The sequence below is a fragment of the Leptospira terpstrae serovar Hualin str. LT 11-33 = ATCC 700639 genome (assembly GCF_000332495.1).
In the GTDB taxonomy this organism is placed as follows: Bacteria; Spirochaetota; Leptospiria; order Leptospirales; family Leptospiraceae; genus Leptospira_A; species Leptospira_A terpstrae.
The window spans coordinates 36879-61328 of the sequence record NZ_AOGW02000013.1; the positions used below are offsets into that span (position 1 = coordinate 36879).

A 24450-nucleotide genomic window follows, 5' to 3' on the forward strand; every position below is an offset into this window, starting at 1 on the left:
CTTACCGTGATTGAAGTTTTGTTAATTGAAATCCTATAGGAAGCGACTCGTCGAGGATAATTTATTGAAAATATTTCTAATTCGAGGAAACTAGGGTGATTGTCTATGAGTCTATTTAAACCTTTACCCTTTCTTTCTGGAGCCATGGTTCAGTCCTTTATGGCTTCTTTTAAATCAAAATCAGACAAACGATATGGGCATGCCATTGCAGGGGAGTGGAAATCGGTAAAGGCAACAGACGGCACAACGCTTCTTGCCCGAGTTCATGAAGTACCAAATCCAAAAGGACTCGTAGTTTTGGTTCATGGCTGGGAAGGTAGCATTCATTCCAGTTATATCATACGTACCACAAGGTTTTTTTTGAAAAAAGGGTTCTCTGTTTACCGGCTAAATTTGCGAGACCATGGGGATACACACCATCTTAATGAAGGAATCTTTAACGGAAGTTTGCTTCAGGAATCATATGAAGCGGTAAGAGAATTGGTAAAAACTTTTGGAACTAAGGGGCCTGTATTTTTGGCTGGGTTTTCATTGGGTGGTAATTTTGTATTGCGGATGGCTGCTCGTCATTCCCTTTCCAAGGTTGCCGACCAAATTCCTGGATTAAAACATTGTTTTGCATTTAGTCCAGCTTTGGATCCGAAAAGAGCTACAATTAAAATGGATGAACATCCTTTTTTGCGAAAATATTTTTTGAATTCCTGGAAAACATCTCTCGTAAAAAAAGCAAATTTATTTCCTCACTTGTATTCTTTTCATGATTTGGATGATTATCAGTCGGTAATGCACTTAACAGAAAAAATGGTGAGAGAGTTCTCCCATTTTTCTTCTGTGGATGAGTATTTTGAATCCTATACTTTGAATGATTTATTTTTTAAGTCTATTCGTATCCCTACAACCATTCTCACTTCTATGGATGATCCTGTCATTCCATGGAAGGAATTTGTTGAGATCCCTCCCTCTTCCTACTTAGAAGTTGTGATTGAGTCGAAAGGTGGACACTGCGGTTTTATTGAAGATTTGAATCGGTCTTCTTATTATTGGAAATTGATGGAAAAAAAGATGGGTTGATTTCTTCCCAAATTGTTAACCAATACTTTGCCCAATCAGTCTTTCTGGAGGTCCAAAATTTCCAATAGAATGAATCAAGTAACTCTCTGTTTGATAGAATCTTTAAAAGCGATTTTTTCTCCAAAGATTCGGGTCCATGTTTTAATAAAATTTCAAAATCTTCCTCGATAGATTTGGGAAGTTTGGATTGGTATAGTTTGTTTCCTTGGAGTTGTTTGTGTCTATTGTGAAATATGGGATGGACAAGGGCAAAAAAGAATTCGCGACCTTCGAGATAACTATTTTTATGAGATGTTAATTCTTCTTCTAGGCGACCGATTAAGTTTGTATTTGGTTTCCAAAAGCTAGGATCGAGTATTTTGTTTAATGATTTTTGTTCTTTGCCAGTTAGGATCACTAGAGGAATGGATAAAATCCAGCCGATCCAGATAGGCATTGTCAGAACAAATAACATAATCGAGTGAGTGTAACTTATATAGGCACAGGCAAAACCAAGAATGGTCACTCCAAAAAAAGAAGAGAGAATGTAAGGGATATTGTATCCTGAATCTGCATCTCGGTTTTGTGGTCCCCATGTGATTCTTTTGTTTAGTAATATAGAAAAAACAAAAATACTATGGTAGATCATATAGATAGGGGCGATGAGTATTGAAAATGTTGTCTCTAAAAGGAAGGCTGGAAGTTTTTTTAGAATTTGTAATCCAGGTAAGCTTATAAAACTAAGGACTCGGGGTAAAAATAACAACAATAAAGAAAGGTATAAAAGTTTTATATAGAGCGGATCGTAAATCTGCGATTTGAAGAATTCATATTCTTCGGGTAACATGGAATAATTTAAATATTTGTTATCTTCCAAATAGTTCCACAAACTTAATATGATGTAACACATCCAGATTGGTGAATTAAGATAAGATAGGATTCCGTTGAGAATATGGATTCGGTTGATAAAAGGGATTTTTTTGCCGAATAAAAACCAGAAATGTTGTAAGTTTCCTTGGCACCAACGTTGGTCTCTTTTGAGCGCGTCAATTATGTTGGGTGGATTTTCTTCGTAGCTTCCTTCTAATTCGTAAGCACATAAAACTTCAAACCCTGCTTTTCGCATGAGAGCCGCTTCCACAGTATCGTGGCTTAAAATTTTTCCACCGAGGCCACCATATTCAGGAAGGTGGGGAAGTGCACAATGTTCCATAAACGGTTTGACCCTTAAGATCGCATTGTGTCCCCAGTATCCCGATGCATTGATTTGCCAAAAGCTAGCTCCTTTTAAGAAAAAAGGACTAAAAAGATAAGAAGAAAATTCTGTTAATTTTTGGAAAATGGTAGTGGATCTAAAAATTTTGGTACTAGATTGAATGATACCTGCGTTAGGGTTTTTTTCCATATTGGCGATCAGTTGGATGATGAGTTCGCCAGAAACTAAACTATCGGCATCCAAAACGATCATGTATTTGTATTTTTTCCCCCACCTTCTGCAGAAATCCGCGAGGTTTCCACTTTTTCCATTTAGGTTACTTTTTCTTCTGCGGTAGTGGAAGTTATGGAAGTTGTTTTTTGACTCACATAACTCTATGTAGGCGGCTTCTTCTTTGATCCATTTTTCTGGTGTTCTTGTGTCGCTAAGGATAAAAAAATCTAGTTTTGGTAATTTGTAAATTTTTTCTACTGACTCAAAAATTACTTTGATTCTAGAAAATATGGAAATTTCATTTTCTTCATAAACGGGCATCACAACGGCAACGTGGATGGCTTCATAAGCAGGAAAATCCAAATTTTCCTTCGGGATTTGTTTTGCTTTCAGGAGTGGATCTCCTTTTTTTCTCAGAGATAATAAAAAACCAAAGAGTGAAGTGCTGGCTCCATAGGACAACATCGGCAAAAGAAAAATCAGCGTAATGAATTGATAGTATTCGGTGATCTCGATCCCCCGAAAAGAAATGATTTCAATAAATAAACTAAATCCCCATATCACTGGGATTATAAACGAAAGAAAAAATAAACTACGTTGGATTTGGATCATAACAACCTAAATATAATTAAGTAATAGAGAAGGCTCCAAAGGAAGATAGATACGATGACAAATACTGGTTTTAAGGAACCAACAATTGATTGTTTTGTTTTTTTTGTGTCCCTTTTCCATTCAGAGGAATGAGGAATCATTGAACCAAATTGCCAAGATCTATCGGCTATGGGAAGTGAATGGGTTGGCATTATTTCGTTTGTTTTTAGATAACTTTCCCAAAGTTTCCAATCGGACGAAAATGAGAGTTCCAGGGGAGAAGACTTGAAAAAATTATTTAATATCTCTGCAATTTTGTATTCATTTTGGATTCCATTTAGAATTAGATAGGTGCGAGTTCTCTCGCTAAATTCATTCATATATTCAGTGTTATTTGGATAGTCCATCACGATACATCCAGGTTTCGGTAATTCTTTGGTTCCCATTTTCCAGGTAAACAGTCCAGTCCGACTCATCTGCTAATGCAGGATACCAGATTTGCAAACGCCACTGGTCAAGTTCGGATATTTTCTCTATCTTGTAACGAATATGTTCTGAAGGAATTTTATTATTTTTGATAATAGCATTTAGGTTTGTTTTACGATCTAAAGATTTGAGTTCATCACCAGTGAAATAAAGTGTGAAAACTTTCTCTTTTGGGAAAAGTGGGTCTACTCCTCTATAAAATGCAGAGGCTTTTCCTAATGTATGGTGTTTTGGAGATTTTTCAGTATAGTGGAGTGTGTATTGGAATTCGTAACCTTCATTTAAGTTAGGTGGGACAGCTGGTTCCCAAAATGTAGTCACATTGTCATCCGAATCTAAATTGGTGGTAAACTCGAGTAAATACAGATTTCCCTTACCCCAGTCACCTTTTGGTTCCACCCAGACGCTAGGCCTTAAGTGGTATTTGAGTTTTTCGTCTTGGTAACTTTTGAACTTACGATCTCTTTGGATGAGTCCATAACCTAATGGTGAATCTAATGGAATTCTTGTTAGCTGGGTTTTTTTGGGATTGATCAGGGGTCTCCACTCCCAATCGCCAGTTTTGTTTTGTGTGAGGAGGCCATCAGAGTCGTGCACTTCAGGGTGGATGTTGCCTAATATGGGATTGTCTGATTCTCCATATAAATACATGGAGGTTACTGGAGCAAATCCTAGACGTTTGATTTTTTTGCGAAGATAAATTTTTGCTCGTACATCAATGGTTGTGACTTCGCCTGGTTTTACAATGAACTCATAAGAGCCTACTACGGATTCGCTATTCATGATGGAGTAGATAGTGATGGTTGTGTCTGTTTTTTGTGGGCGTTTGATGTAGAAACTTTCGAAGATTGGAAACTCTTCTTTGTCTTTGGGACCTGTGTTGATAGCAAGTCCTCTTCCTGATAGTCCATAGACTTGGCCTTTGGAAATTGCTCTGAAATAAGAGGAACCCTGAAAAACTAAAAATTCTTCTAATGCTTCTTTTTGATTGATCGGATAATGAACGCGAAAACCTGTATAATGAAGATTTTTCGTAAGTTCTGCAAAATCTTCTGAGAGAGGTAGGTCTCCAAAGTTAAAACGTGATGCATCGTAGGGAATTTCCACCGGTTTTTCATTGATCACTTCATATATTTGAATTCCGTTGCTGTAGATATGTCCTGGATGAAAAAAATGGAGTTGGTAGGGCAGAGCAAGATTCTTCCAGATCGCTACATCGGGTTTGTATTCGATTTGCCTATAATCATCATAACTAATCCCATCAAGGCCTGGAATTTTGAACTCCGGAGTTGGGGAAAATTTAGACTTCAATTTCTGTTGTGCAATCAAATCTGTACTATGAAAGTCGAAAACTTCGGTAGGAGTGGATATCGCCATAAGAGTGGCTAATTTGTTTAGGGTCAGATCGTTTTTTCGGATGATGATGATGACACACAATACCAAGGCAATGAGTGCTAGATATAGGTTCAATTTCTTCATAGGGTAATGATTAATTAACATTCTATTGGGTCACGTAAATAATCTGATGTAGCATTTTTACCTCACTAAACATGGATTAAGCAAGACGGCGATTTTTTTATATTGCATATTTCGATTGTTTCTATAGGGTTCCCTCATCTTATGAAACTTGTTTCCGCAAAGTTCTTTCTCCTGTTAGCCGTCACCTTATTTCTGCAATGTTCTGGTTCACAAAAAACTGATAAAATATTAGGTGAGTCTGTGTTTAATTCCAACAAACCGCAATCCTTCAAAAAGATTGCTCCTTTGACTGCCAATTCCCTTGGGTCGAGACAGAATCTTTTTGAACATGGATGGGCTGTCATTCCTTCTGGAAAAAAGAGTATAGATTTGGTTTATGAAAATGGTGAAATTAGCGCTCGCGTTGCAAAAGCAATGGTGCTCGTTCATATGAAAAAACGGAGCAAAGACTTCCCGGGTAAATTAGGGGAAACTATGACTTCTGTAATTTCTTGGACAGGAAGCGGAATACAGGATTCTTCCCGAAGAACGGAAGATATCTATGATGCAGGTTGGCAATTGAGTAAAGCAGAATGGAAAGTATCGAAAGATAGTTTTGAAGAAGCAGGTTCTCGATTTGTATTAGGATATATTCAATTGGTTCCAAAGATAGAATCGGATAAAAAAATGATGTTTTCTACTTTGGATGAAATTGGGGGAGAACGCAGTAAAACAACGGATCAGTTAAATGATTTGTTCAGCTCAACTATAAAGAAAAATTCCAAAGAGATTATTTCTTCTTGGAGTGATTCCTTTTCAAAAGCTTCCGATGAATTTACAAAAAATTACGAAGAATCGGGTCAAAGAGGGAATTCGCTTCTTGCTCTTGTTGATATTTTCCAAGGTTATTCTGTTGCACTCAAAGAAGTGATGGTGGCACCGATTGCCAAAACAGGAAAAAATACCGGCGAGATTTTAGTTGTCAACGGAGTTTATGTTCCTCTATCTCAAACTATGAATTTTTCATCTAATGCTTTGATTTCCACAGGTGTTGTACTTTACTATTCAGCTAATGCAGGTTACCGCGTAATTTCGCCAACCTTAGAGGCAGGTCTTTTTAGTTCGATAGGTCTTCTATCAGCTTCATCCACTATCCCTACATACACGGGAGGAACTACACTTGCTGCTTTTAACCAAGTCACATCAGTGGCTGCCACAACAACTGGAGGAACAGTTGGTGTTGTGGGTGGAACTGCTTATGAAACAGGGGCATACGCAACGGGAATGGTTTATGATTTTTCGAAAGGAACAGCTGAAGCTGGTATGTATGCGATGAGCTCGGGAATGATTTTAGGGTATTCTGCACTTACTGTCCTTCCTTCGCAATTATTATTAACAGCAGTAGATGGTCCCATATTGATTGCTTATGATGGACCACGAGTTGTAATAGCTGCTGTGAAAGGCAACTACGCGGGGTTTGATGATGCACCTACAGGGACTGTTATTAATCTTGAAGAAGCAAAAAAAGCAGGAAAGGTTAAAATCTTAACAGATGATCCCAAAATCATAAAGAAAGTATTGGATGCTGAAATCGCAGAACAATCAAAACGCGCAAATGCAAAGGCAGCTGAAAAGAAATGAAACCAAAGTACTTAAAAATTATATTATTCATTCTATCCTTTTTTATTTTTTTTACTTATTGTTCTGGAACCGATAGAAAGTCAGAAGATCCATTAAAGAATACTAAAAAATTAGCTATCGAAGGGCATACTTCCCTTTATTACCAAGGGGCGCTCCCTGTGAAAGGGACCAGTATCAAGTTTATCCCTCCCTTTGAAGAGTCTCCTGTGTCATTTATGGGACAAAGGTTTGGGTTTGCAAAAGAAGAGTACTCTCGCTCGGTTTTGAAGGCTAGAGAATCTGTTGTTATTATTAAAGATGGAACCAAAATGAGTTGGTCTGCTGCCGGTAAGTTAAGTGCAGGTGGAGATGCTGCGATTCAGTATCTAAATGAAAATGCCACCAAACCAGGGTTATTTATTATGTACGTTTCGGTGGCAGAGTCATATGGGATTGTCGGATCTTCTTTGGATCGTGGGTTTGATACACATAAAGAAGTTGTGGCAAATTCTGAGTCCATTCGTAAAGAATGGGACGAATGGGCGAATATGCAACTAAACCAAAAAGAGGCTGTAGACAATTCCCCATCCGCTAAAAAAAGATACAACCAATACAAGGAAAAATTTCAAAAAGATTTTGAATCAACCGTCTACGGGTATGTGGATTTAGATGATGCTCTTAAATCTACTTATGATGATACTTACGATGACTTAAAATCGGGAAGTTGGAAACGAAGATTTGCTGAAATTGATGACTTACGTTCTTCTGTCTCAGAAAAGATTTTTGGGAATTGGAAAGAAACTATTTTTACATTTGGAAAAGACACCTCGCAGGAGTTTGGTCGTGCGAAGGAAGATTTGGAATCTATTGCTGATGGAGAAGGGGTACCTTTAGCTTTGCTTAAAGCATTTTCAAGAACCACCAAAGCACTGTTTTATGATAGTATTATCAAACCCATCGGGAAAATGACATTACTTTCTGTAGGATATGTATCTTGGAATGGAATCATTTATCCGGCGGCTGTAATAACTAATGCGGCAGGCACCGGATTATATTGTTTGGTGGAAACTTTTGCTTTAGCGGGAAAAGGGGTGGTGTACATTACTGCACCAAGCTTGGAACTTGGGTTAGGTGCGTTACTTAATAGTACGGAAGCAGTTTTAAATGAGTCGGTTCTTTCCATGGAAAAAGGTGTTAAAGTAACTTCTGCTGTAGCAAGAAAAACATCTGCCTATTCTGTAAAAACTGCTGCGGTAGTTACTGAATCTTCTGGGAAATATATTCTGGCACCGATGAGTCTTGTCGGTGTTACTTCTGGTCAAACTGTTCTTGGTGGTGGTTTGGCTGTATCAGGAACAGTCACAGGTGCCACATTTGCAGGTGCTTCAGCCACAGCACAAACGGTGACTTACACTTCAACCAAAGTGGCTGCGGGAACTGTGGGATTGGTTGGCACTGCCGCTTCTTTTGGAACGGGGACTACCTTTGGTGTTTATCAAATTTCAAAAGCCATTGGTGTTCCTTCAGGTGTGATGATTGGGTCAGGGATTGTACTGAGTTATGAATTCATTGCTCATATGTCAGCACATTCGGTGCTAGCTGTTGCTGATTGTACATACTTAGTGTTATCCCTTGAAGGTGGAAAGTGGGTCGTTTATGGAGTGAAAGATGGATCTAAAAAAGCTTCTCGTCTTTTAACAGGCGCAGTGGTTGATATGGACCAAATCCGTAAAGAAGGAGGAACTGTTGTAAAAGTTCCATTGGAAGAGGGAGAAGTTGAAAAAATACTAGGTAAAAAAAAGAAAAAATGAAACCGTAGGAGAATGGAGAAAGAAGGAAAAAAAATTCTCATCATTGAAGATTCTGAATTACAAAGGAAACTTCTTAATCGATGGATTTCGAATCATGGATACGTTCCCATTGAGGCGGTATCTCTTTCCGATGCAAGGGAGATCATCATCAAAGACCAAATTGATGTGGTTCTTCTTGATTGGGAGTTGCCAGACGGATCCGGGATTGAATTGATCTCAGAAATATTCTCTTCATCTCCGGTAGGTTGGCTTCCTATCATTATGGTCACAGGCCATACGGAACCTGAAAATCTAAAACTTGCTATTGAGGCAGGAGCTACCGACTATATCACAAAACCCGCTAAAGAAATTGAACTTTTAGCGCGAATCTTTAGTGCCTTAAGAATGAAATCATTACATGATCAATTGCGTGAAACTGCAATTCGCGATGTTATGACTGGTTTGTATAACCGTCGCTATATGGAAGAACGGATTGATCAAGAATTCCAAAGATGCAAAAGACACAAACACAATCTGTCTTTGGCAATGCTTGATATAGATTTTTTTAAAAAGGTCAATGACACTTATGGGCATGAAACAGGAGATATAGTTCTCAAACGTTTTGCAACTGAATTGAAATCATCTTTACGAAAGTCAGACATTATTTCTAGATTTGGTGGTGAAGAGTTTGTGATTGTTTTCCCAGAGACAGCAGTTGCCGACGCCTCTCGAGTGTTAGACAAAATTCGAGAAGTGGTTTCAGGTATTGAATTACAATCAGAGGCTGGGCAAAAATTTAAAGTTTCCTTTAGTGGCGGTGTAGCAGGAGGAGATGTCACTTCTATAGAAAATCCAGTGGAATTACTTAGGAGTGCAGATAAACTTTTATATGAAGCAAAGTCCTCTGGGCGAAATAGGATTGCAAGTTAATTACCAAATTGGATATCAATCATTCATTTTACCAACTAACACCAGATACAATTCTTAATGCACTAGAATCATTGGGATACGAAACTACCGGTAGGTTTTATCCATTAAACAGTGTCGAAAATCGTGTTTATGATATTGAAACTACCAATGCCGGTAGAATCGTAGTAAAGTTCTATCGACCAGGTAAATGGTCTTATGATGAAATTCTAGAGGAACATAGGTTTTTACATGAACTAAGCTCCGAAGAGATTCCTGTACTAACTCCCATTCTCATTGAAGGAAAAACTTTATTTGAGTGGTCTGGAATCTTTTTTGCCATTTGGCCACTTCGCAATGGTCGGATTGTAGAAGAGATTGCAGGCGGAGATTTGGAGCGGGTTGGTGCTTTACTGGGAAGGATTCATGCAGTAGGAAAAAAATCGGATTCAATTCATAGACCAACATTAGACATTCCTTCTTACGGATTAAAATCTTTAAACTTTATATTAGAAAAAAAGTTAATACCAAATCAAACTTTGGCTGAGCGTTACAAAACTACAGCTCTAAGATCCTTTGAAATATTTGAATCCTTAGTAAAAGAATTCCAAATCCCATTTCAAAGAATACATGGGGATTGTCACAAGGGCAACTTACTTGTTTCACCAGATGGTTATAGTATTTTGGACTTTGATGATTTTTTGGTAGGTCCCATCGTACAAGACTTTTGGATGTTGCTTCCGTTAGGTGAAAATGACAGAAAAAATGATTTATTCCAGTTTTTACAAGGTTATACAATGTTTGCTGAGTTTGATGAGAATTGGCTACAATTAGTAGAACCTCTCCGTATTGTCAGATACATTCATTATGCTGCTTGGATCGCAAAACGATGGGAAGATCCTTCTTTTCCTTCTTTGTTTCCCCACTTCGGGACCGAAGAGTATTGGTTAAAAGAAACCTTAGATTTGGAGTCAGCGAAAAAAGATTTGGAAGAACAATCTATAGAAGGGATCACCAAAACGACAGATACGGAGCCAGAAATGACAAACAAAGATTTTTTTTGGGATTGGGAAAACTGAATAGATTAACCTAACAGGTGTGACAATGCAACAGCAAGCGCATGAGACACATTTAAAGAATCAATTTGGTTTTTCATTGGAATATAAATTAATTGGTCAGATAAATTGAGAACTTCGTGATCAATTCCTTCCGCTTCATTCCCAACGACTAATACAAATCTATTTTGTTTGTTTACCTCATAAACAGTATTTGTTTTGGACGATAAATTACTCCCTTCTCTGGGTAGGCTAAGTGATAAAATCGTATGTCCCGATGTTTTTAAGGAGATCAAAGTTTCTGTTAGATTGGAAATACGAACCAATTGAATATGAAATAAAGAACCCATCGAAACTCTAACACTCCTACGGAGATATGGCGATGCTGATTTGGAATCAAAAAGAATAGTTTGGATCCCAAATGCTGCAGCAGTTCGTAGAATGGATCCAATGTTTTCGCTATCAACAATTGAGTTTACAAATAGAATTGGAGATTTGATTTCAGATAACAGGTTCCATCTTTGGAATCCAACTGCCATAAAACCTTGGTGCACAGAAAACCCAATGGTTTCTTCAAATACTGATTTATCTGCAACAAAACATTGGTTAGTGTCTCGGAGTTTGGATTGGATTAAGTCTTTATGTTTTTCCCAATATTTGGGCATACAGAACACGGACTCTACCTGGAGTGTGGAATTAAGAAGGCGAACAGCTGTTTTTTCGTGGTCCGCAATGAATTTATCAGAAGGATCCTCTTTTGCTTTAAGAAGTTGGTAAGCGGAAAGTCTCGGATCCTGGGGGGAGTGGATGATTTGCATTATGTCTCATTACCCCGGGAAAGCCCCCGCCCTGATTAGGGTGGTGGAGGCGGGCTTGTGGGGTTGTCCTAAAACCTCTAACACAAATCATTCCATTCTTCAATCAAAGATTGGATTTTCGAAAATAATATTTTGGAAAGTTCATATTACTTAAAGTGGTATTCTGATTGGACAAATCCATTTGCAAAAGTTGAAGTTTGGATGTGTTCCAATTTTTGCTCTTGTGCTAAGTAGCCAAACAGGGATAACCCCGATCCAAGTAAAACAGGAATTTTTGTAACAATGATTTCATTTAACATTTGTTCCTTGATAAATGATTGAATCACCAGTCCCCCATCTACATAAGCTGCTTTAAATTTATTTTTTTCTAAATGGGAAGTTAAATCTTTAAGTTTGCCATGGAATATAAAAATGGGATAGTCTGATTCGAACTTGTATTCGGGATTACGAGTTAATACATAAACAGGAACCGATGCAAAAGGATAAGACTCAAAACTTAATACTGTTTCAAAAGTTGTTCTGCCCATCACAATGCAGTCGATACCTTGCATAAAAGAAGAATAACCTAAGTCATTGTTTTCCAATGTATATTCGTTCGAGGTTAGCCAGTCGATTGACCCGTCAGACCTTGCTATGAATCCATCTAAACTGCTTGCAATAAATGCTTTATATTGTATCATAATAATATATTCCTCTACGGTGTAGATTTAATTATTCTACACCGTAGAGGATGTGGGTTGAAAATGAAACAAAAAATTATTCTAACAGCTTTGAAAATTTGTGAAAAAGAAGGATATGAATCGTTTAGTATGCGAAAATTAGCTACAAAACTGGATCTTGATCCGATGGCGATTTACCATTATTTTGAAAATAAAGAAGCTCTGACAAAGGCCATGGTAGAACAAATATTTAAGAGGTTTGAAAAAGAGATTACAATCTATGAAAAAAATCCTAAATCAAATTTAAAAAGTATATTAGTAGAATACTGGGCACTATTTATAGAATATCCGGGGATGTCCTTTTTTTTGATTAAAAATTCTTATGATGGTTTTCCCTCCGTAATATCACTCAACCAAACCCTTCAAATGTTAATCAAGAAAATCTATCCTGCCGTTGATGATAAAAGAGTACTAAACATCATAATTGATTTTATTCATGGGAATGCTTTTGCTTTCTCAACTCTTCTAAAAGGCAGAACGAAAGAGGCAACAATTGACTCAAATAAAAGAGAATTTGAATCTTCCTTGTCTTATCTTTTGGATTTATTCAAAGATTCTTGATGGATTTGAAACATCTAATCCTTGTCAGGTTATAGCTTTTTTCGTGTAAATTGAGACTAGATTGAACTCTATCCTTCCGCCTAATAATAGTTTTAGGAATTTGACTGTTCTCTAATACTACTAAATTTCATTAACTAATATCCATTTGTAGTTGATTAAATTACATAGGGAAAAACTATTTATATAGAATTTCGGATATTCCCTAATTAGAATGAACATTGATCCACGGACTGTTGTATTTATAAACATAATCGGATGTCTACTGATGTCTGGGGGCCTTTGGTTTGCCGCTCGAGGTTATTTCCAAAAGCTTAGGTTCGTAAAAGATTGGTCGATCGCAACTTTATTGCAAGCCTTCGGATGGGTAGTCATGGGGGCGTTAAGAGGTATTATACCCGATTGGATATCAATTAGCGCAGGAAATTCACTTATTTTACTTTCATTAGTATATTCTAATAATATCATACATTCTATGTTTGATAGAAAACCTATGTGGAAGTCTGGAATTTTTTCTGTGTTGTTGGTTTTTGTATTACTAGTTCTCCATCAATTTTCGGATTTTTCTCCTAAGTATAGGATTTCTTTAATTTCTTTTGCTGCGGGAATACAGCTTATACTATCATCAAATGCCATTTTAGCTGCAAATCGAAAGTCGCATTTGTCTAGTCGGTTCTCCGCATATTTCTATTTGTCTTGTGGTATTTTTTTGTTTCTTCGCTGTTTGTATTATACATTTGCAGATGTTTCAGTTTCACAAATTGCATTTGGAAAAGGTCCTATTCAGGATATAACCTATTTATTTTTTTATGTAACATCAGTTATGATGACTTTTGGTTTTTTAATGATGTGTATTGATATTTTCATTAAAGGTCAAGAAGAGAGTGAGCAGAAGTATAGATTGCTTGCAGAAAACACTACAGATGTTATTTGGGTGTTAAATTTCGACCAACAGAAGTATCTTTATGTAAGCCCATCCGTTTTTAATATCACTGGTTTTACATCGGAAGAAGTAATACACCATTCTTTAGAGGATTCACTCACTCCATCATCTCTAAGTTTTATAATGGAAGTTTTGCCGATGCGGATTCAAGAGTTTAAAGAAACTGGCGAAAGAATACCATTTAGTGATGAAGTAGAACAATATTGTAAGGATGGTTCCACAATTTGGATAGAGGCAAATACTGTCTTTCAATGGAATCCTAACGGTACTGTCAATATACTGGGAGTATCCAGAAATATTGATAAAAGGAAAAAAGCAGAAATTGAAAAAGACGAGTTTTATTCCGAATTGCAGTTGTTAAACCGAACGAAAGATAAATTTTTCTCAATCATTGCACATGATTTAAAAGGTCCAATTGGTGGAATGAATACTTTTGCAGGTATGATTTTAGAAGATCTAGATACAAGACCTTTAAAACGAACTAAAAATGATTTAAGTATTCTCTTTCAATCCTCTGGCGAAGTTTTTATTTTGTTAGAAAACCTACTAACTTGGGCAAGGTCACAGACTGGTGAAATTGCTTTTTTTCCGGAAGACATCTCTTTATATCGTTCCATAGAATCTTCCATTGCTTCTGCTTCCTTCTCAATCCAAAATAAATCAATCACCCTGAATAATTTTGTAGATCCAAATGCAATGGTGTACGCAGACGAAAAGATGTTAGACACTATCTTTAGAAATTTTATTTCGAATGCCATAAAGTATTCTCACCCTGGTGGTGAAATTCGTATTTCATCCGAATCCATAGGTCATGATATCCAGATATGTATTGCTGATTTTGGTACAGGCATCACAGAAGAAATTCGAAACAATTTGTTTCGGATAGATGCAAAACAATCCAGTATGCCAGGTACACTTGGCGAAAGGGGTACGGCACTGGGTTTAATTTTATGTAAAGAATTTATAGAAAAACATGGAGGAAATATTCGCGTAGAAAGTGAAATAGGTAAGGGATCGCAGTTTTACTTCACCTTACCTAAAGAATCTAGTGTACCTATTCGGGTATAACTTTTGTCCCGTTCACAACCGTATCTCCTGGATAAAGTATCACAGATTCGCCTATGGATAGGCCACTTTTAATCATACTGATTCCTTCGCTTTGGTGTTCTATTTCAACAAATCGAAGTTTTGCTCTTTTCTTTTCAACAGTAAACACTGCCCATTTTTCATCTTCTCGAAATAAAGCCGAGGTAGGTATTACAGTGGCATTTGGTTTTTCAAATAAGATAATTTTGCATTCTAATTCATAACCATCTCCGATTCCAGGTGGAGGATTGAATTCAATGTAAATAGGCACACGTTGTTCTTCAACACCTAAGGAGGAGATTTTAGTGATCGCGGAAGGTTCAATGATAGAGACTTGTCCTTCTAGAATATCTTCACCAAATCCGGTAAGTAGAACTTTGTCTTTGAGATCTAAATCAGGCATATCTTCCGATAAAACAAAAGCAGAAACATCTATTTTTGTAATATCACCATAATCTAAAATACGTTCCCCCATAGCTACGGGTCCCGCACTTTCACGGTACACCTTTAGAATTTGGCCATTGGCACTTGCCTTAACTGTTTTCACAATATCCCAATCAATAGTCAAAAGAATCATACCTTTCGTAACTTTATCGCCAGCATGTAATTCTACTCGGCGCATAACTCCATTTACAGGAGAATAGGCAGTATAAAGTTCTTTAATTTTTGTTTTGCCTTGTACGGAAAGTATTTGTCTATAAACACTTTGAGTAACAACGGATACTTCCACTGGTTTCGGATCCTTTTTTAAAATTAAAAAGGAGAGTCCTAAAAACAATATGATTGCCATCGCAATTTTTGCGTTTTTAGTTTTCAATAGTTCTAAAAATCTTTCTTTCGTCATGTTATTCTCTCACCTTGAGCACACTTAATAAGTCCATAGTTTTTAATTTTCGATACACGATGACAAAGCTAATCCCGGCAGTGGTTAGTGCCAGAAGGATTGAATAATAATAAGTAGATGGGAAAATGACAGCAGGAACTTTGAATCCTTCTGTTTCATTGCTGTTTAAGATTAAATTTGCTACTTTGTAACCAAAAAAACATCCAATGGGAATCGCCACAAGAATCTGCCATGTTAGTTCCCAAGCGATAATCTCAAAAACTTCTTTTAAACTGAAACCCAGAATTCTCAAACTTCCCAATTCGTAAATTCTTTCTGATAAAGTAATCATAGCAGTATTATAGATCACCCCAATAGAAATGATAATTGTAAATATTAATATGACGATGGATGTCGATTGAAGAGATCGTTGCATCATTTCTTTAAAAGCAAGCAGAATTGCAGATTTTGAGAATAAACCAATCACAAGTGGATTGTCTTTAAACTCTTCAATTAAATTTTTATCTTCTAGTGGATCCGTTTTTAATAATGCTAAATTAATTAAACTTCCTTCGTCTAACATCCGATTTAGATTATTTCGATTGATAAAAACGCCTTGACCTAAAATTTCATTGGCAAATGCCGAAACAGTAACAGGTATTTTTCTTTTTTCACCATCAAGAGTTTCTATCACAATGGTTTCTCCTTTTTGGATCCCCATTTTATTGGCAAGGTCAGTATTCATCATGATTCCATAAACTGGTATATCGATGGGATGCAAATCATGATTTAGAATTCTTCTTAAATGGGAATCATCCGAAATTCCCGTTAAAATAGTGTCTTTTGTTTTCCTATGTTTCGTAATTTTGATTGGGACAGACCTTTGTCCTTCTGCTAAAAAAACTCCTTTTTTCTCTTTAAGACTCAACAATACAGAGTCTTCCACAGGAATTCTAAACACTAAAGTGAGTGTTTCGCGTTGAATTGTATTAAATTGTAAATCTAACAAAGTACCTACAGTATCTTGAATAAAATTTCCAATGATCATAATCATTATGGAAGTTGATAAACCTAAAATAGTGAGTATCGTTCGTGTAGGTCGTTTAAAGAGATTTCTTAAAACCATTCTTTGTATGGTTCTAAGATTGGTGATCCATGCTTCCCAAAAAGAAATTGTATATGTTCCCGGTGGGGCAGGACGCATTGCCTGTGCGGGGTCTAATTGAATGATACTTCGTAACGAGATAATGGTTCCAAGTCCACCGATGAGAATTCCAAAGCTGACACTAAATAAAGCGAGTAGGGGTGGAAAAATAGGAATCAGTTGTGGAAATTTATAGAATCTTCCATACAAACCAGTCATCGCATTACCTAAAAAGAATCCAACAATCACTCCAAGAATACTGCTAATTGCCGTGATAAAACTGATGAGTTTTAAATAATGGAAAATAATATCTTTCGATGTATAACCAAGCGCTCGTAAGGTTGCGATTTGTTCTCGTTCCTTCGATATGAGTCGATTGGAAATGATGTGCAAAAGAAAAGCAGCGATTGCCAAAAAAATTCCAGGTAAAAATACCGCAGTGGTTCGAAGTTGTCGGAACTCATCACTTAAAAATGAATCAGAAGGTAATAGTTTTCTCTCTTTTGTTCCTAAACCTCCAAATTCATCCAGTAATGCATCCAGATCACGCATCGTACGGAATCGGTCTTCTCCTTCCGTAGCAAAATGAAAAATAACCTGATTAAAAGCTCCTTCAAAGTTAAAGTTCGCCTCCATTGCTTCTCTTTTCATCCAGATGATACCATAATGTTTATCATCGGGCATTGGATTCCCAGGTCGGAAAACATAAACGAATTCCGGAGATAAACCAACGCCTGTTACATGCAAATAAACACGTTTTCCACCAATAATGGATGATAGAACTGAGCCTGGTTCTAACTGATTGGCATTAGCGAAATTTTCGCTTATGATTATGTCCTGGTTTTGTTTTGGTAAAAAACCTTTTTTTAAATATAAGGTGTTTGTATGTTCTGGTAAAGATATCAACTGGGCAGCAGATGGATACACTTCACCCGGAAAATCTAAAACGATTTCTTTAGAAATCCTTGTTTCAAAGTCAGAGATTCCAGGAAGTGCAGCTATTTTTGATTCAAGATAAGAAGGTGCGCGGTTTAAATAAACGAATCCTTCGCAAAGGTTTTGTTTGCTATAAAAATTTGATTGGGCATCCATTAACGAAAAGTAAGCAGCCCAAGAAGCAGAAAAATAACTAATCCCTGCCGCAATGACAAGACCTACAGTCAAACCCTGCATCGTCATAGACTTTAAGTCTCTAAGTAGTTTTAGATTTAAAGTTCTACCTATCACCAACTAACCTCGGATACAGGCTTTTTATGGTGATTTAATGCATCGGAAACAATGGTTCCGTCTTTTACAAGAATAATGCGATCAGCAATTTGTGCAATGGACTCGTTGTGAGTGATCACAACTGTTGTTGTTCCCAGGTCTTGATTGATACCTGTGATGGCTTCTAAAACAATCCTTCCTGTTTTAAAATCAAGTGCACCTGTAGGTTCATCACAAAGTAGTAACTCAGGTCTTTTTGCAATTGCCCTTGCAATGGCGACTCTTTGTTGTTCCCCTCCCGAAAGTTGGGCTGGGAAATGGTTTTTACGATCGGCAAGTTTTACCAAGTTCAATGCTTCTAGAGGTAACATGGATTTGTCCGAGAGGTCTGTCACCAAACGAACGTTTTCTTCTGCAGTAAGACTTGGGATTAAATTGTAAAACTGAAAAACAAAACCTACGTGATTTCTTCTATAACGCGTCAAACCCTCATCATTTTCTAAAGCCAATGTTTTTCCATGAAATAATACTTCACCCGTAGTAGCCGTGTCTAATCCTCCCAAGATATTGAGAAGAGTGGATTTTCCCGATCCTGAAGCACCTAACATTACTGTCAGTTCTCCTTCATTGAATTTTAGATTCACTGAATGGAGGGCAACCAGTGGTACTTCACCGACTTGGTAAGTTTTCCCAAGATTTTTTGTTTCGAGAAGGGTATTGGGTTTCTTCATTATAAAAGTACCATGAGTGCAAAAAGAACTCTTAATTTTACAAACCTATTATTTTGATAAGAATCTGTGAACTTAAAATTCATTGAATTCGGGACTGCTCTAGTTGATGTTTCTCAAGTTCTTGGAAGTACTAAAACCAACTTTGATTTGGATGAAAGTCCAGACTGGATTGTGATATTGTTTTTGGGAACATGGAAGTGCTTTGCTAGTAAGGTGATCAGTTCTTCATTCGCCTTTCCATCCACAGGTGGAGATTTTAAACGCGCAATACATTCTGTTTCCGATATAAATTCTAATCCTGGTTTTTTATTGTTTGGTTTTACCTTTACAGTTAATTTCATAAATTTTTACTATTGAGTATTCTGATTATTATTTAGAATGGTTCTATAATTTGCAAAGGATGTAACATCTACAAAACATGAAAAAATTTTCTAAACCATCCAAATCTTTTGCTACCTATTTTTTTCTTTTTCTAATGGTCGTTTTTACTGCCACCTTGTCCGTACTTCTTGTTATCAATGCAAAGGAAGATTGGGAATATCGTAGTTTCTTTTGTGATGAATCATTTCGAAACCAAAAAGATTCGCGTCTTATCTCTGGTAATATTTCTCCAAACAGTATACCAGATCCAGAATCCGGATTTGTCGTTTACAATGTTGAATACCAAACCAAACGGAATCATTGGAATTTATACCAAGTATCCGTTGGAAGTTTTTTCCTGGTTTTGAATGATAAATCTGAAGTTTTGGTTTCCAATGAATCAGGACTGGCTAATCATAATTTTGATAATAAAGAAAGAACATTCAAAAAGCCTCATAAACCGTCGGAAGCCCAACTCCGATTAGTGGGAGCAAAGCGGGGCGATACAATCACGGTCGTTTATGATAAATCACAATCCTTATCAGATGAGAACGGAATTCAAGCAAGTGCTGTTTATGCTGGTTCTTCCTCCGACCTTTGCCAAGAAGAAACTGCGAATGCAATTACTGCTTTAGTTGGTGCTTTTGCATTTGCGCTAATTTCCTTAGGCCTTAGCTATATGCTTTGGAAAGAATGGCTTCGTATCTATAAAATTAATAAACATAAATCTTAAATCCGTCTCGTTTCTCTGGGCGCCTCGAATCTGTTTGGTGACCAAAATTATTCGGAATAACGATCCCGCTCTTCGCTCCAATCTTTCGCTTTTGCGAAAGGATTTCCGCTGCGATCGGTGGCGCAGAGAACAAAGAAGAAGCAAGTTGCCCATATTATAAACAATTTATGCAAATCAGATACGAGTCGTTTATTCTTTAAAATGATTGTTAGGTGAAAATGCTTAGAATTCGACTTGCTGATCTAAAAATAACCTGAAATGATCACTTAGATTCAAATCCATTTAGGCAATTCCGCCTAAATAGTTTTTGGTTTTGAGGGTAGGGGATGTCGGTTCAAAAAAATCTTTTAGATATTTTATGGGTACTCGTTTGTTCGGGACTTGTGTTGATGATGCAAGGTGGATTTTTAGTCTTAGAGTCTGGTTTAACTCGTGCTAAAAATTCAATCAACGTAGCGATTAAAAACATCGCAGATTTTGGAGTAGCAACATTATTATTCTACTTGTTTGGATTTGGAATCATGTTTGGTTCTTCTTTTTACGGTCTTATAGGTATAGATTTATTTTTACCAGCGTTTCCAAAAGACAATGCTTGGCCTCCTACTTTCTTTTTGTTCCAATTGATGTTTTGTGGAACTGCATCTACCATTGTTTCTGGTGCGGTTGCCGAACGGTTAAAATTTCCTTCTTATCTTTTGGCAACAGCTCTTATCTCTGGTATCATTTATCCGATTGTCGGACATTGGGTTTGGGGTGGAACCTTTATTGAATCCCCTCGCGGTTGGTTAGAACAATTAGGTTTTCATGACTTTGCAGGATCCACACAAGTCCATAGTGTTGGTGGTTGGGTTTCTTTGGCACTTCTATTGGTAGTAGGCCCAAGGCTTGGAAGGTTTAAAGAAGGGGAACCTTCCAAATCAGTTACAGGTAGCAATCTCCCCTTGGCTATGTTAGGTGGAATTATTCTTTGGTTTGGTTGGATGGGTTTTAATGGAGGAAGTACTTTAGCCTTTAATGGTTCAGTTCCAATTGTCATTTTAAATACAATCATTGCTTCTGGATTTTCCATGCTGGTTGCTTTATTTTTAACTTGGTTTGTGAAAGGATATCCAGAGGCAATATCCCCATTAAACGGATCTTTGGCGGGACTTGTTGCCATTACAGCTAGTGCTGACTGTGTTGAACCTGGGCAAGCTGCCATCATTGGAATGATAGCGGGAGGGCTCACTATCCCAGCAGAAAAATTATTAGAAAAATGGAAGATTGACGATGCTGTAGGAGCTGTTCCTGTACATTTAGTCGGTGGTCTTTGGGGGACATTGGCAGTAGGGATATTTGGAGACATTGAAGGATTAGGGGCAACAAGTGGAAGAGGGGACTTTATCCTCATTCAGCTATTAGGAATCCTAGTCGTTGGTAGTTTTGCTTTTGGTATATCCTATATTATTTTTAAAGGAATCAACAGAATCTACCATCTCCGAGTGGATGAAACAGAAGAAAGAATGGGTTTGAATATATCGGAACACAAAGCCACAACAGAACTTATTGATTTGTTTTTATCTATGGATTACCAACATAAAACCGGAGACTTAACTCTTGATGTACCTGTGGAACCATTTACGGAAGTGGGACAAATTGCGGAAAGGTACAACTTAGTTTTAGGAAAAGTTCGCACCACCTTAAAAGAAAATGAAGATTCCAGAATTGAAATCGCTAATGCATACGACAAAGTAAGAAACGAACAAGAGAGAGCAGAAAAACTATTGTTAAACGTACTTCCGAAAGCAATAGCCGATGAGCTAAAAGAAAAACAAGGTTTAATTGCTAATAGTTATCCAGAAGTATCTGTTTTATTTGCAGACATCGTGGGGTTTACACAAATTTCCGCTGGTCTGAAGCCTGAAGCTGTAGTTCGAATCTTAAACGAAATTTTTTCTTACTTCGATGTGTTAGCAGAAAAGTATCGATTAGAAAAGATTAAAACCATTGGAGATGCCTACATGGCTGTTGCAGGACTCCCGGCACCCGATCAGTATCATTCATTACTCGCGGCTCATATGGCTTGGGATATGAAATCATTACTTTCTAGGTTGAAACTTGGGAAAAGTGGAACCAAACTCAGTATGCGAATTGGAATCAATACAGGTCCTGTGGTTGCTGGAGTGATTGGAACCAAAAAATTTATTTATGATATTTGGGGGGATGCGGTCAATCTTGCCTCTCGTATGGAATCACATGGACTGCCAAATGAAATTCAAATCACAGAATCGACTGCTAATTTAATTCAGTCCGACTTTGAATTAGAAGCAAGGGGAGAAATTGAAGTGAAAGGCAAAGGAAAAATCAGAACCTTTCTCGTCAAACAAAGGATACGTGAGCCGGAGTTGAGTTTGCCTTACTTTCAATTTGCAACTTAGATAATAAATCCAATATTGTATAGAGTCCGTCTATCGTTTGGTGAAATTTTTTCTTGCAATTGATACTTTGGTTCTAGACTTCCTATTTTAAAGGAAAATTCAAAAGAATTAGTTCATTAAATCGTCATATAAGGCAAATTACCTCTATTATTTGATATATTTAATCATATGTGGCAAGTTAATTAATATTTCTTTAATAGTCATATATGGCTAAATATATCTTGAAATATATATAAACCACTATATACTACAAGTTAGGATGAATTGGTCGGATGAAAATTTATATACAATTCTAGAAAAAATCGGGTCCTCGATCAAAGGACGACGTGTACAGATGGATCTCTCCCAAGAAGAGTTAGCGAAGAGAAGTGGGGTTTCTCCTTCATCCATTGCAAGGTTAGAAACTGGGAAGGGAAATATTTCCTTACTCAACTTACTCTCTCTATTAAAAGAATTGGATTTGTTAAACGAATTACAACTTACCTTTAGAGACCCAAACCTCTCTCTGGCACTTCTTGCAAAATCCAAAACAAATAAAATAAGACAACGGGTCAGAAAACAAATTACATTACCACCTAACGATGAGAAGGAGTGGACTTGGGGTCACAAAAATGGGTGAACCTGTAACATTGGCAAAGGTTTATTTATGGGGATCTCTAGTAGGTTATGTTTCTTGGAATGACGATGGAAGGTTTGCTACCTTCGAATATGATAATGAATTTTTGAAAGCACCAGTAGAACCCTCACCACTACTTATGCCAAAAAGTAGAGCACTCTATTCTTTTCGAAATCTAAACGTTGATACATTTAAGGGACTTCCAGGATTACTTGCCGATTCCATCCCCGATAAATTTGGAAATGCCCTTATCGATGTTTGGCTTTCTACGGTAAATAGAGATTTCCAATCTTTTAATCCTGTAGAAAGGTTATGTTATATCGGGGAACGTGGTATGGGTGCTTTGGAATTCAAACCAGCCACTTACAAATTTAGAACAAAAAACACTCCAATTGAAATCTCTGAGATGGTAAAGTTGGCTTCAGAGATTCTAAGCAATCGGAAAAAATTTTCATCTAAATTAGAATTAGCAAACCAAAAGAAATTAAATCAATCTTTGACAAACTTACTCACGATTGGAACTTCTGCCGGAGGTGCCAGAGCAAAATGTATCATAGCTTATAATGAAAAAACAGGAGAAGTTCGTTCCGGACAAATTAAAACAACTGAAGATTTTTCATATTGGATTTTAAAATTAGATGGAATTCGAAATAATAAAGACAAAGAGCTGAACGACCCCAAAGGATTTGGTACAATTGAATATGCTTACCACCTCATGGCTTTAGATTGCGGAATTCAAATGATGGAATCGAAACTACTCGAAGAAAATGGAAGACACCATTTTATGACAAAACGTTTTGATCGCATCAATGGTGGAGAAAAAATTCACATGCAATCACTTTGCGCCATGGCACATTACGACTTTAATATGGCGGGTGCTTATAGTTATGAACAATCGTTAGACATCATACGTAAAATTATTTCAGAAAACACCAAATTTGCTCTAGAACAACAGTTTCGAAGAGCAGTTTTCAATGTGGTGGCTCGTAATCAAGACGACCATACTAAGAACATCGCTTTTTTAATGAGTCAAACAGGAAAATGGACTCTTTCCCCTGCATTCGACATGACCTATAGTTATAATCCCAATGGGCAATGGACCAATCGTCATCAAATGAGTATCCATGGGAAACGTGAAAAATTTACTCTGGAAGATTTTATTGAGCTTGGGAAAAAAGCAGATCTAAAAATATTTCAAATCAATTCCATTGTTGGACAAATCAAAGAAACAATCTCTCACTGGGAAAATTATGCGAACCAAACAAAAGTACCTCCTGCATTACAAAAGGAAGTCAAAAAGAATCTAAACTTATCTATATAAGATTCAACATTTAGAAAAATAAGATATAAGGGTAACCTATGTTTTGGAGCAATAGGCAGCTTCCCAGAATGTATATTATGTCTCATAACATCTGATAGGCGACTGAGTGTACTCGTACATCCTTTACAGTTTTGTCTCAATACATACTTTACATAAAGATGCATTAAAATCCTGATTCAGACGGTAATGAGGATTGCATTGGATTTTTAAAATGCAACAACTTTCCCGTATACAAATCGATCACACCAAGGCTAACTCCATAAAAATGAATCTTTACATGCCTGTCCGAGATTTCCTCTAAACCAACTTCTTCATCTGCTAACGCGGAAGATAGAAAGATCCGATGGCCTTCAATATGAAGATTCCCTATGTCATTGATTTCTCCAATCATGATGTTTGTTGGATAAGAAGCTTTTACAATCCGTTTTGGGAATTTCCTTTTCGACTTTTGGTAATGGTTAGCAGGAAAAGAATTTTGAATTCCTTCATGTGGTCTTAGGTAATTGAATTCTTTCTGAAAATCTCGAAATGCTTTTTGTTGTGTCTCTAAGCTAGACCTTGGAGGCAAAGCCGTTTCTTCCTTTAAGGTT

General features: G+C 36.9%; 19 protein-coding genes and 2 pseudogenes. 11 read left to right on the forward strand and 10 right to left on the reverse strand.

What is annotated here, in order from left to right:
• The first annotated feature begins 105 nt into the window (after nt 1-105).
• Nucleotides 106-1071 (forward strand): YheT family hydrolase, encoded by a 966-nt coding sequence (locus LEP1GSC203_RS14590; RefSeq protein ID WP_039938131.1) that lies wholly within the window; start codon nt 106-108, stop codon nt 1069-1071.
• Here LEP1GSC203_RS14590 and mdoH read toward each other — a convergent pair.
• From mdoH to LEP1GSC203_RS14605, 3 genes are read right to left on the reverse strand one after another with little or no spacing between them, the layout of a single operon-like run.
• Nucleotides 1010-3091: a glucans biosynthesis glucosyltransferase MdoH gene (gene mdoH, locus LEP1GSC203_RS14595; protein ID WP_002974817.1), complete on the reverse strand. Its 2082-nt coding sequence runs from the start codon at nt 3089-3091 to the stop codon at nt 1010-1012. The genes LEP1GSC203_RS14590 and mdoH overlap by 62 nt on opposite strands.
• Nucleotides 3088-3477, reverse strand: coding sequence for a hypothetical protein (locus LEP1GSC203_RS14600; protein WP_002974809.1), 390 nt, complete (start codon nt 3475-3477; stop codon nt 3088-3090). Before LEP1GSC203_RS14600 ends, mdoH begins: the two co-directional genes overlap by 4 nt.
• Entirely contained in the window at nt 3461-5035 is a 1575-nt protein-coding gene (locus LEP1GSC203_RS14605) for a glucan biosynthesis protein (RefSeq protein WP_002974823.1), read from the reverse strand. Before LEP1GSC203_RS14605 ends, LEP1GSC203_RS14600 begins: the two co-directional genes overlap by 17 nt.
• Nucleotides 5036-5176: 141 nt before the next feature.
• Between LEP1GSC203_RS14605 and LEP1GSC203_RS14610 the strand changes: the two genes are divergently transcribed.
• Genes LEP1GSC203_RS14610 through LEP1GSC203_RS14625 form a run of 4 tightly spaced genes read left to right on the forward strand, consistent with a single transcriptional unit; the run spans nt 5177 to nt 10409 of the window.
• Nucleotides 5177-6655: a hypothetical protein gene (locus LEP1GSC203_RS14610; protein ID WP_002974856.1), complete on the forward strand. Its 1479-nt coding sequence runs from the start codon at nt 5177-5179 to the stop codon at nt 6653-6655.
• On the forward strand, nt 6652-8445 hold the full coding sequence (locus LEP1GSC203_RS14615) for a hypothetical protein (protein WP_002974832.1): 1794 nt from the start codon (nt 6652-6654) through the stop codon (nt 8443-8445). The genes LEP1GSC203_RS14610 and LEP1GSC203_RS14615 overlap by 4 nt, the downstream gene beginning before the upstream one ends.
• 12 nt (nt 8446-8457) lie before the next feature.
• Nucleotides 8458-9354 carry a diguanylate cyclase DgcR gene (gene dgcR, locus LEP1GSC203_RS14620; RefSeq protein ID WP_002974829.1) on the forward strand — a complete coding sequence of 299 codons (897 nt, stop codon included), beginning with the start codon at nt 8458-8460 and terminating at the stop codon, nt 9352-9354.
• Nucleotides 9355-9362: 8 nt separating this feature from the next.
• Complete coding sequence (locus tag LEP1GSC203_RS14625) at nt 9363-10409, forward strand: serine/threonine protein kinase (RefSeq protein WP_002974853.1); 1047 nt, start codon at nt 9363-9365, stop codon at nt 10407-10409.
• A 5-nt stretch (nt 10410-10414) separates the two neighbouring features.
• Here the strand turns inward: LEP1GSC203_RS14625 and LEP1GSC203_RS14630 are convergent, their stop codons facing one another.
• Both LEP1GSC203_RS14630 and LEP1GSC203_RS14635 read right to left on the reverse strand, forming a co-directional pair.
• Nucleotides 10415-11203: a TrmH family RNA methyltransferase gene (locus LEP1GSC203_RS14630; protein ID WP_002974834.1), complete on the reverse strand. Its 789-nt coding sequence runs from the start codon at nt 11201-11203 to the stop codon at nt 10415-10417.
• A 146-nt stretch (nt 11204-11349) separates the two neighbouring features.
• Nucleotides 11350-11883 carry a dihydrofolate reductase family protein gene (locus tag LEP1GSC203_RS14635; RefSeq protein ID WP_002974811.1) on the reverse strand — a complete coding sequence of 178 codons (534 nt, stop codon included), beginning with the start codon at nt 11881-11883 and terminating at the stop codon, nt 11350-11352.
• A gap of 63 nt (nt 11884-11946) precedes the next feature.
• Here LEP1GSC203_RS14635 and LEP1GSC203_RS14640 point away from each other — a divergent pair, with 63 nt between their 5' ends.
• A complete protein-coding gene (locus LEP1GSC203_RS14640) occupies nt 11947-12483 on the forward strand; it encodes a TetR/AcrR family transcriptional regulator (protein WP_002974814.1) in 537 nt (178 codons plus the stop codon).
• Between the two features lie 265 nt (nt 12484-12748).
• Complete coding sequence (locus LEP1GSC203_RS14645; protein WP_002974828.1) at nt 12749-14491, forward strand: PAS domain-containing sensor histidine kinase; 1743 nt, start codon at nt 12749-12751, stop codon at nt 14489-14491.
• On the opposite strand, the gene LEP1GSC203_RS14650 is transcribed toward LEP1GSC203_RS14645, so the two are convergent.
• The 4 genes and pseudogenes from LEP1GSC203_RS14650 to LEP1GSC203_RS14665 form a co-directional block, all read right to left on the reverse strand.
• The gene (locus LEP1GSC203_RS14650; RefSeq protein WP_002974812.1) at nt 14478-15353 is read right to left on the reverse strand and encodes an efflux RND transporter periplasmic adaptor subunit; all 876 of its coding nucleotides are present in this window, start codon (nt 15351-15353) and stop codon (nt 14478-14480) included. The genes LEP1GSC203_RS14645 and LEP1GSC203_RS14650 overlap by 14 nt on opposite strands.
• 1 nt (nt 15354) lies before the next feature.
• A complete protein-coding gene (locus tag LEP1GSC203_RS14655) occupies nt 15355-17655 on the reverse strand; it encodes an ABC transporter permease (RefSeq protein ID WP_198008584.1) in 2301 nt (766 codons plus the stop codon).
• A 236-nt stretch (nt 17656-17891) separates the two neighbouring features.
• A pseudogene (locus LEP1GSC203_RS14660) lies at nt 17892-18413 on the reverse strand (ABC transporter ATP-binding protein); the annotation flags it as partial.
• A 113-nt stretch (nt 18414-18526) separates the two neighbouring features.
• Nucleotides 18527-18754: a DUF167 domain-containing protein gene (locus LEP1GSC203_RS14665; RefSeq protein ID WP_002974847.1), complete on the reverse strand. Its 228-nt coding sequence runs from the start codon at nt 18752-18754 to the stop codon at nt 18527-18529.
• A gap of 77 nt (nt 18755-18831) precedes the next feature.
• Here LEP1GSC203_RS14665 and LEP1GSC203_RS14670 point away from each other — a divergent pair, with 77 nt between their 5' ends.
• The 4 genes from LEP1GSC203_RS14670 to LEP1GSC203_RS14685 all read left to right on the forward strand — a co-directional run bounded on the left by LEP1GSC203_RS14670 (nt 18832) and on the right by LEP1GSC203_RS14685 (nt 23860).
• Nucleotides 18832-19506 carry a hypothetical protein gene (locus LEP1GSC203_RS14670; protein WP_002974820.1) on the forward strand — a complete coding sequence of 225 codons (675 nt, stop codon included), beginning with the start codon at nt 18832-18834 and terminating at the stop codon, nt 19504-19506.
• Between the two features lie 326 nt (nt 19507-19832).
• Entirely contained in the window at nt 19833-21923 is a 2091-nt protein-coding gene (gene amt / locus LEP1GSC203_RS14675) for an ammonium transporter (RefSeq protein WP_002974852.1), read from the forward strand.
• Between the two features lie 259 nt (nt 21924-22182).
• The gene (locus tag LEP1GSC203_RS14680) at nt 22183-22542 is read left to right on the forward strand and encodes a helix-turn-helix domain-containing protein (protein ID WP_084764995.1); all 360 of its coding nucleotides are present in this window, start codon (nt 22183-22185) and stop codon (nt 22540-22542) included.
• On the forward strand, nt 22535-23860 hold the full coding sequence (locus tag LEP1GSC203_RS14685) for a type II toxin-antitoxin system HipA family toxin (protein ID WP_002974837.1): 1326 nt from the start codon (nt 22535-22537) through the stop codon (nt 23858-23860). The genes LEP1GSC203_RS14680 and LEP1GSC203_RS14685 overlap by 8 nt, the downstream gene beginning before the upstream one ends.
• Before the next feature lie 163 nt (nt 23861-24023).
• On the opposite strand, the pseudogene LEP1GSC203_RS14690 reads toward LEP1GSC203_RS14685, so the two are convergent.
• A pseudogene (locus tag LEP1GSC203_RS14690) lies at nt 24024-24450 on the reverse strand (IS481 family transposase); the annotation flags it as partial.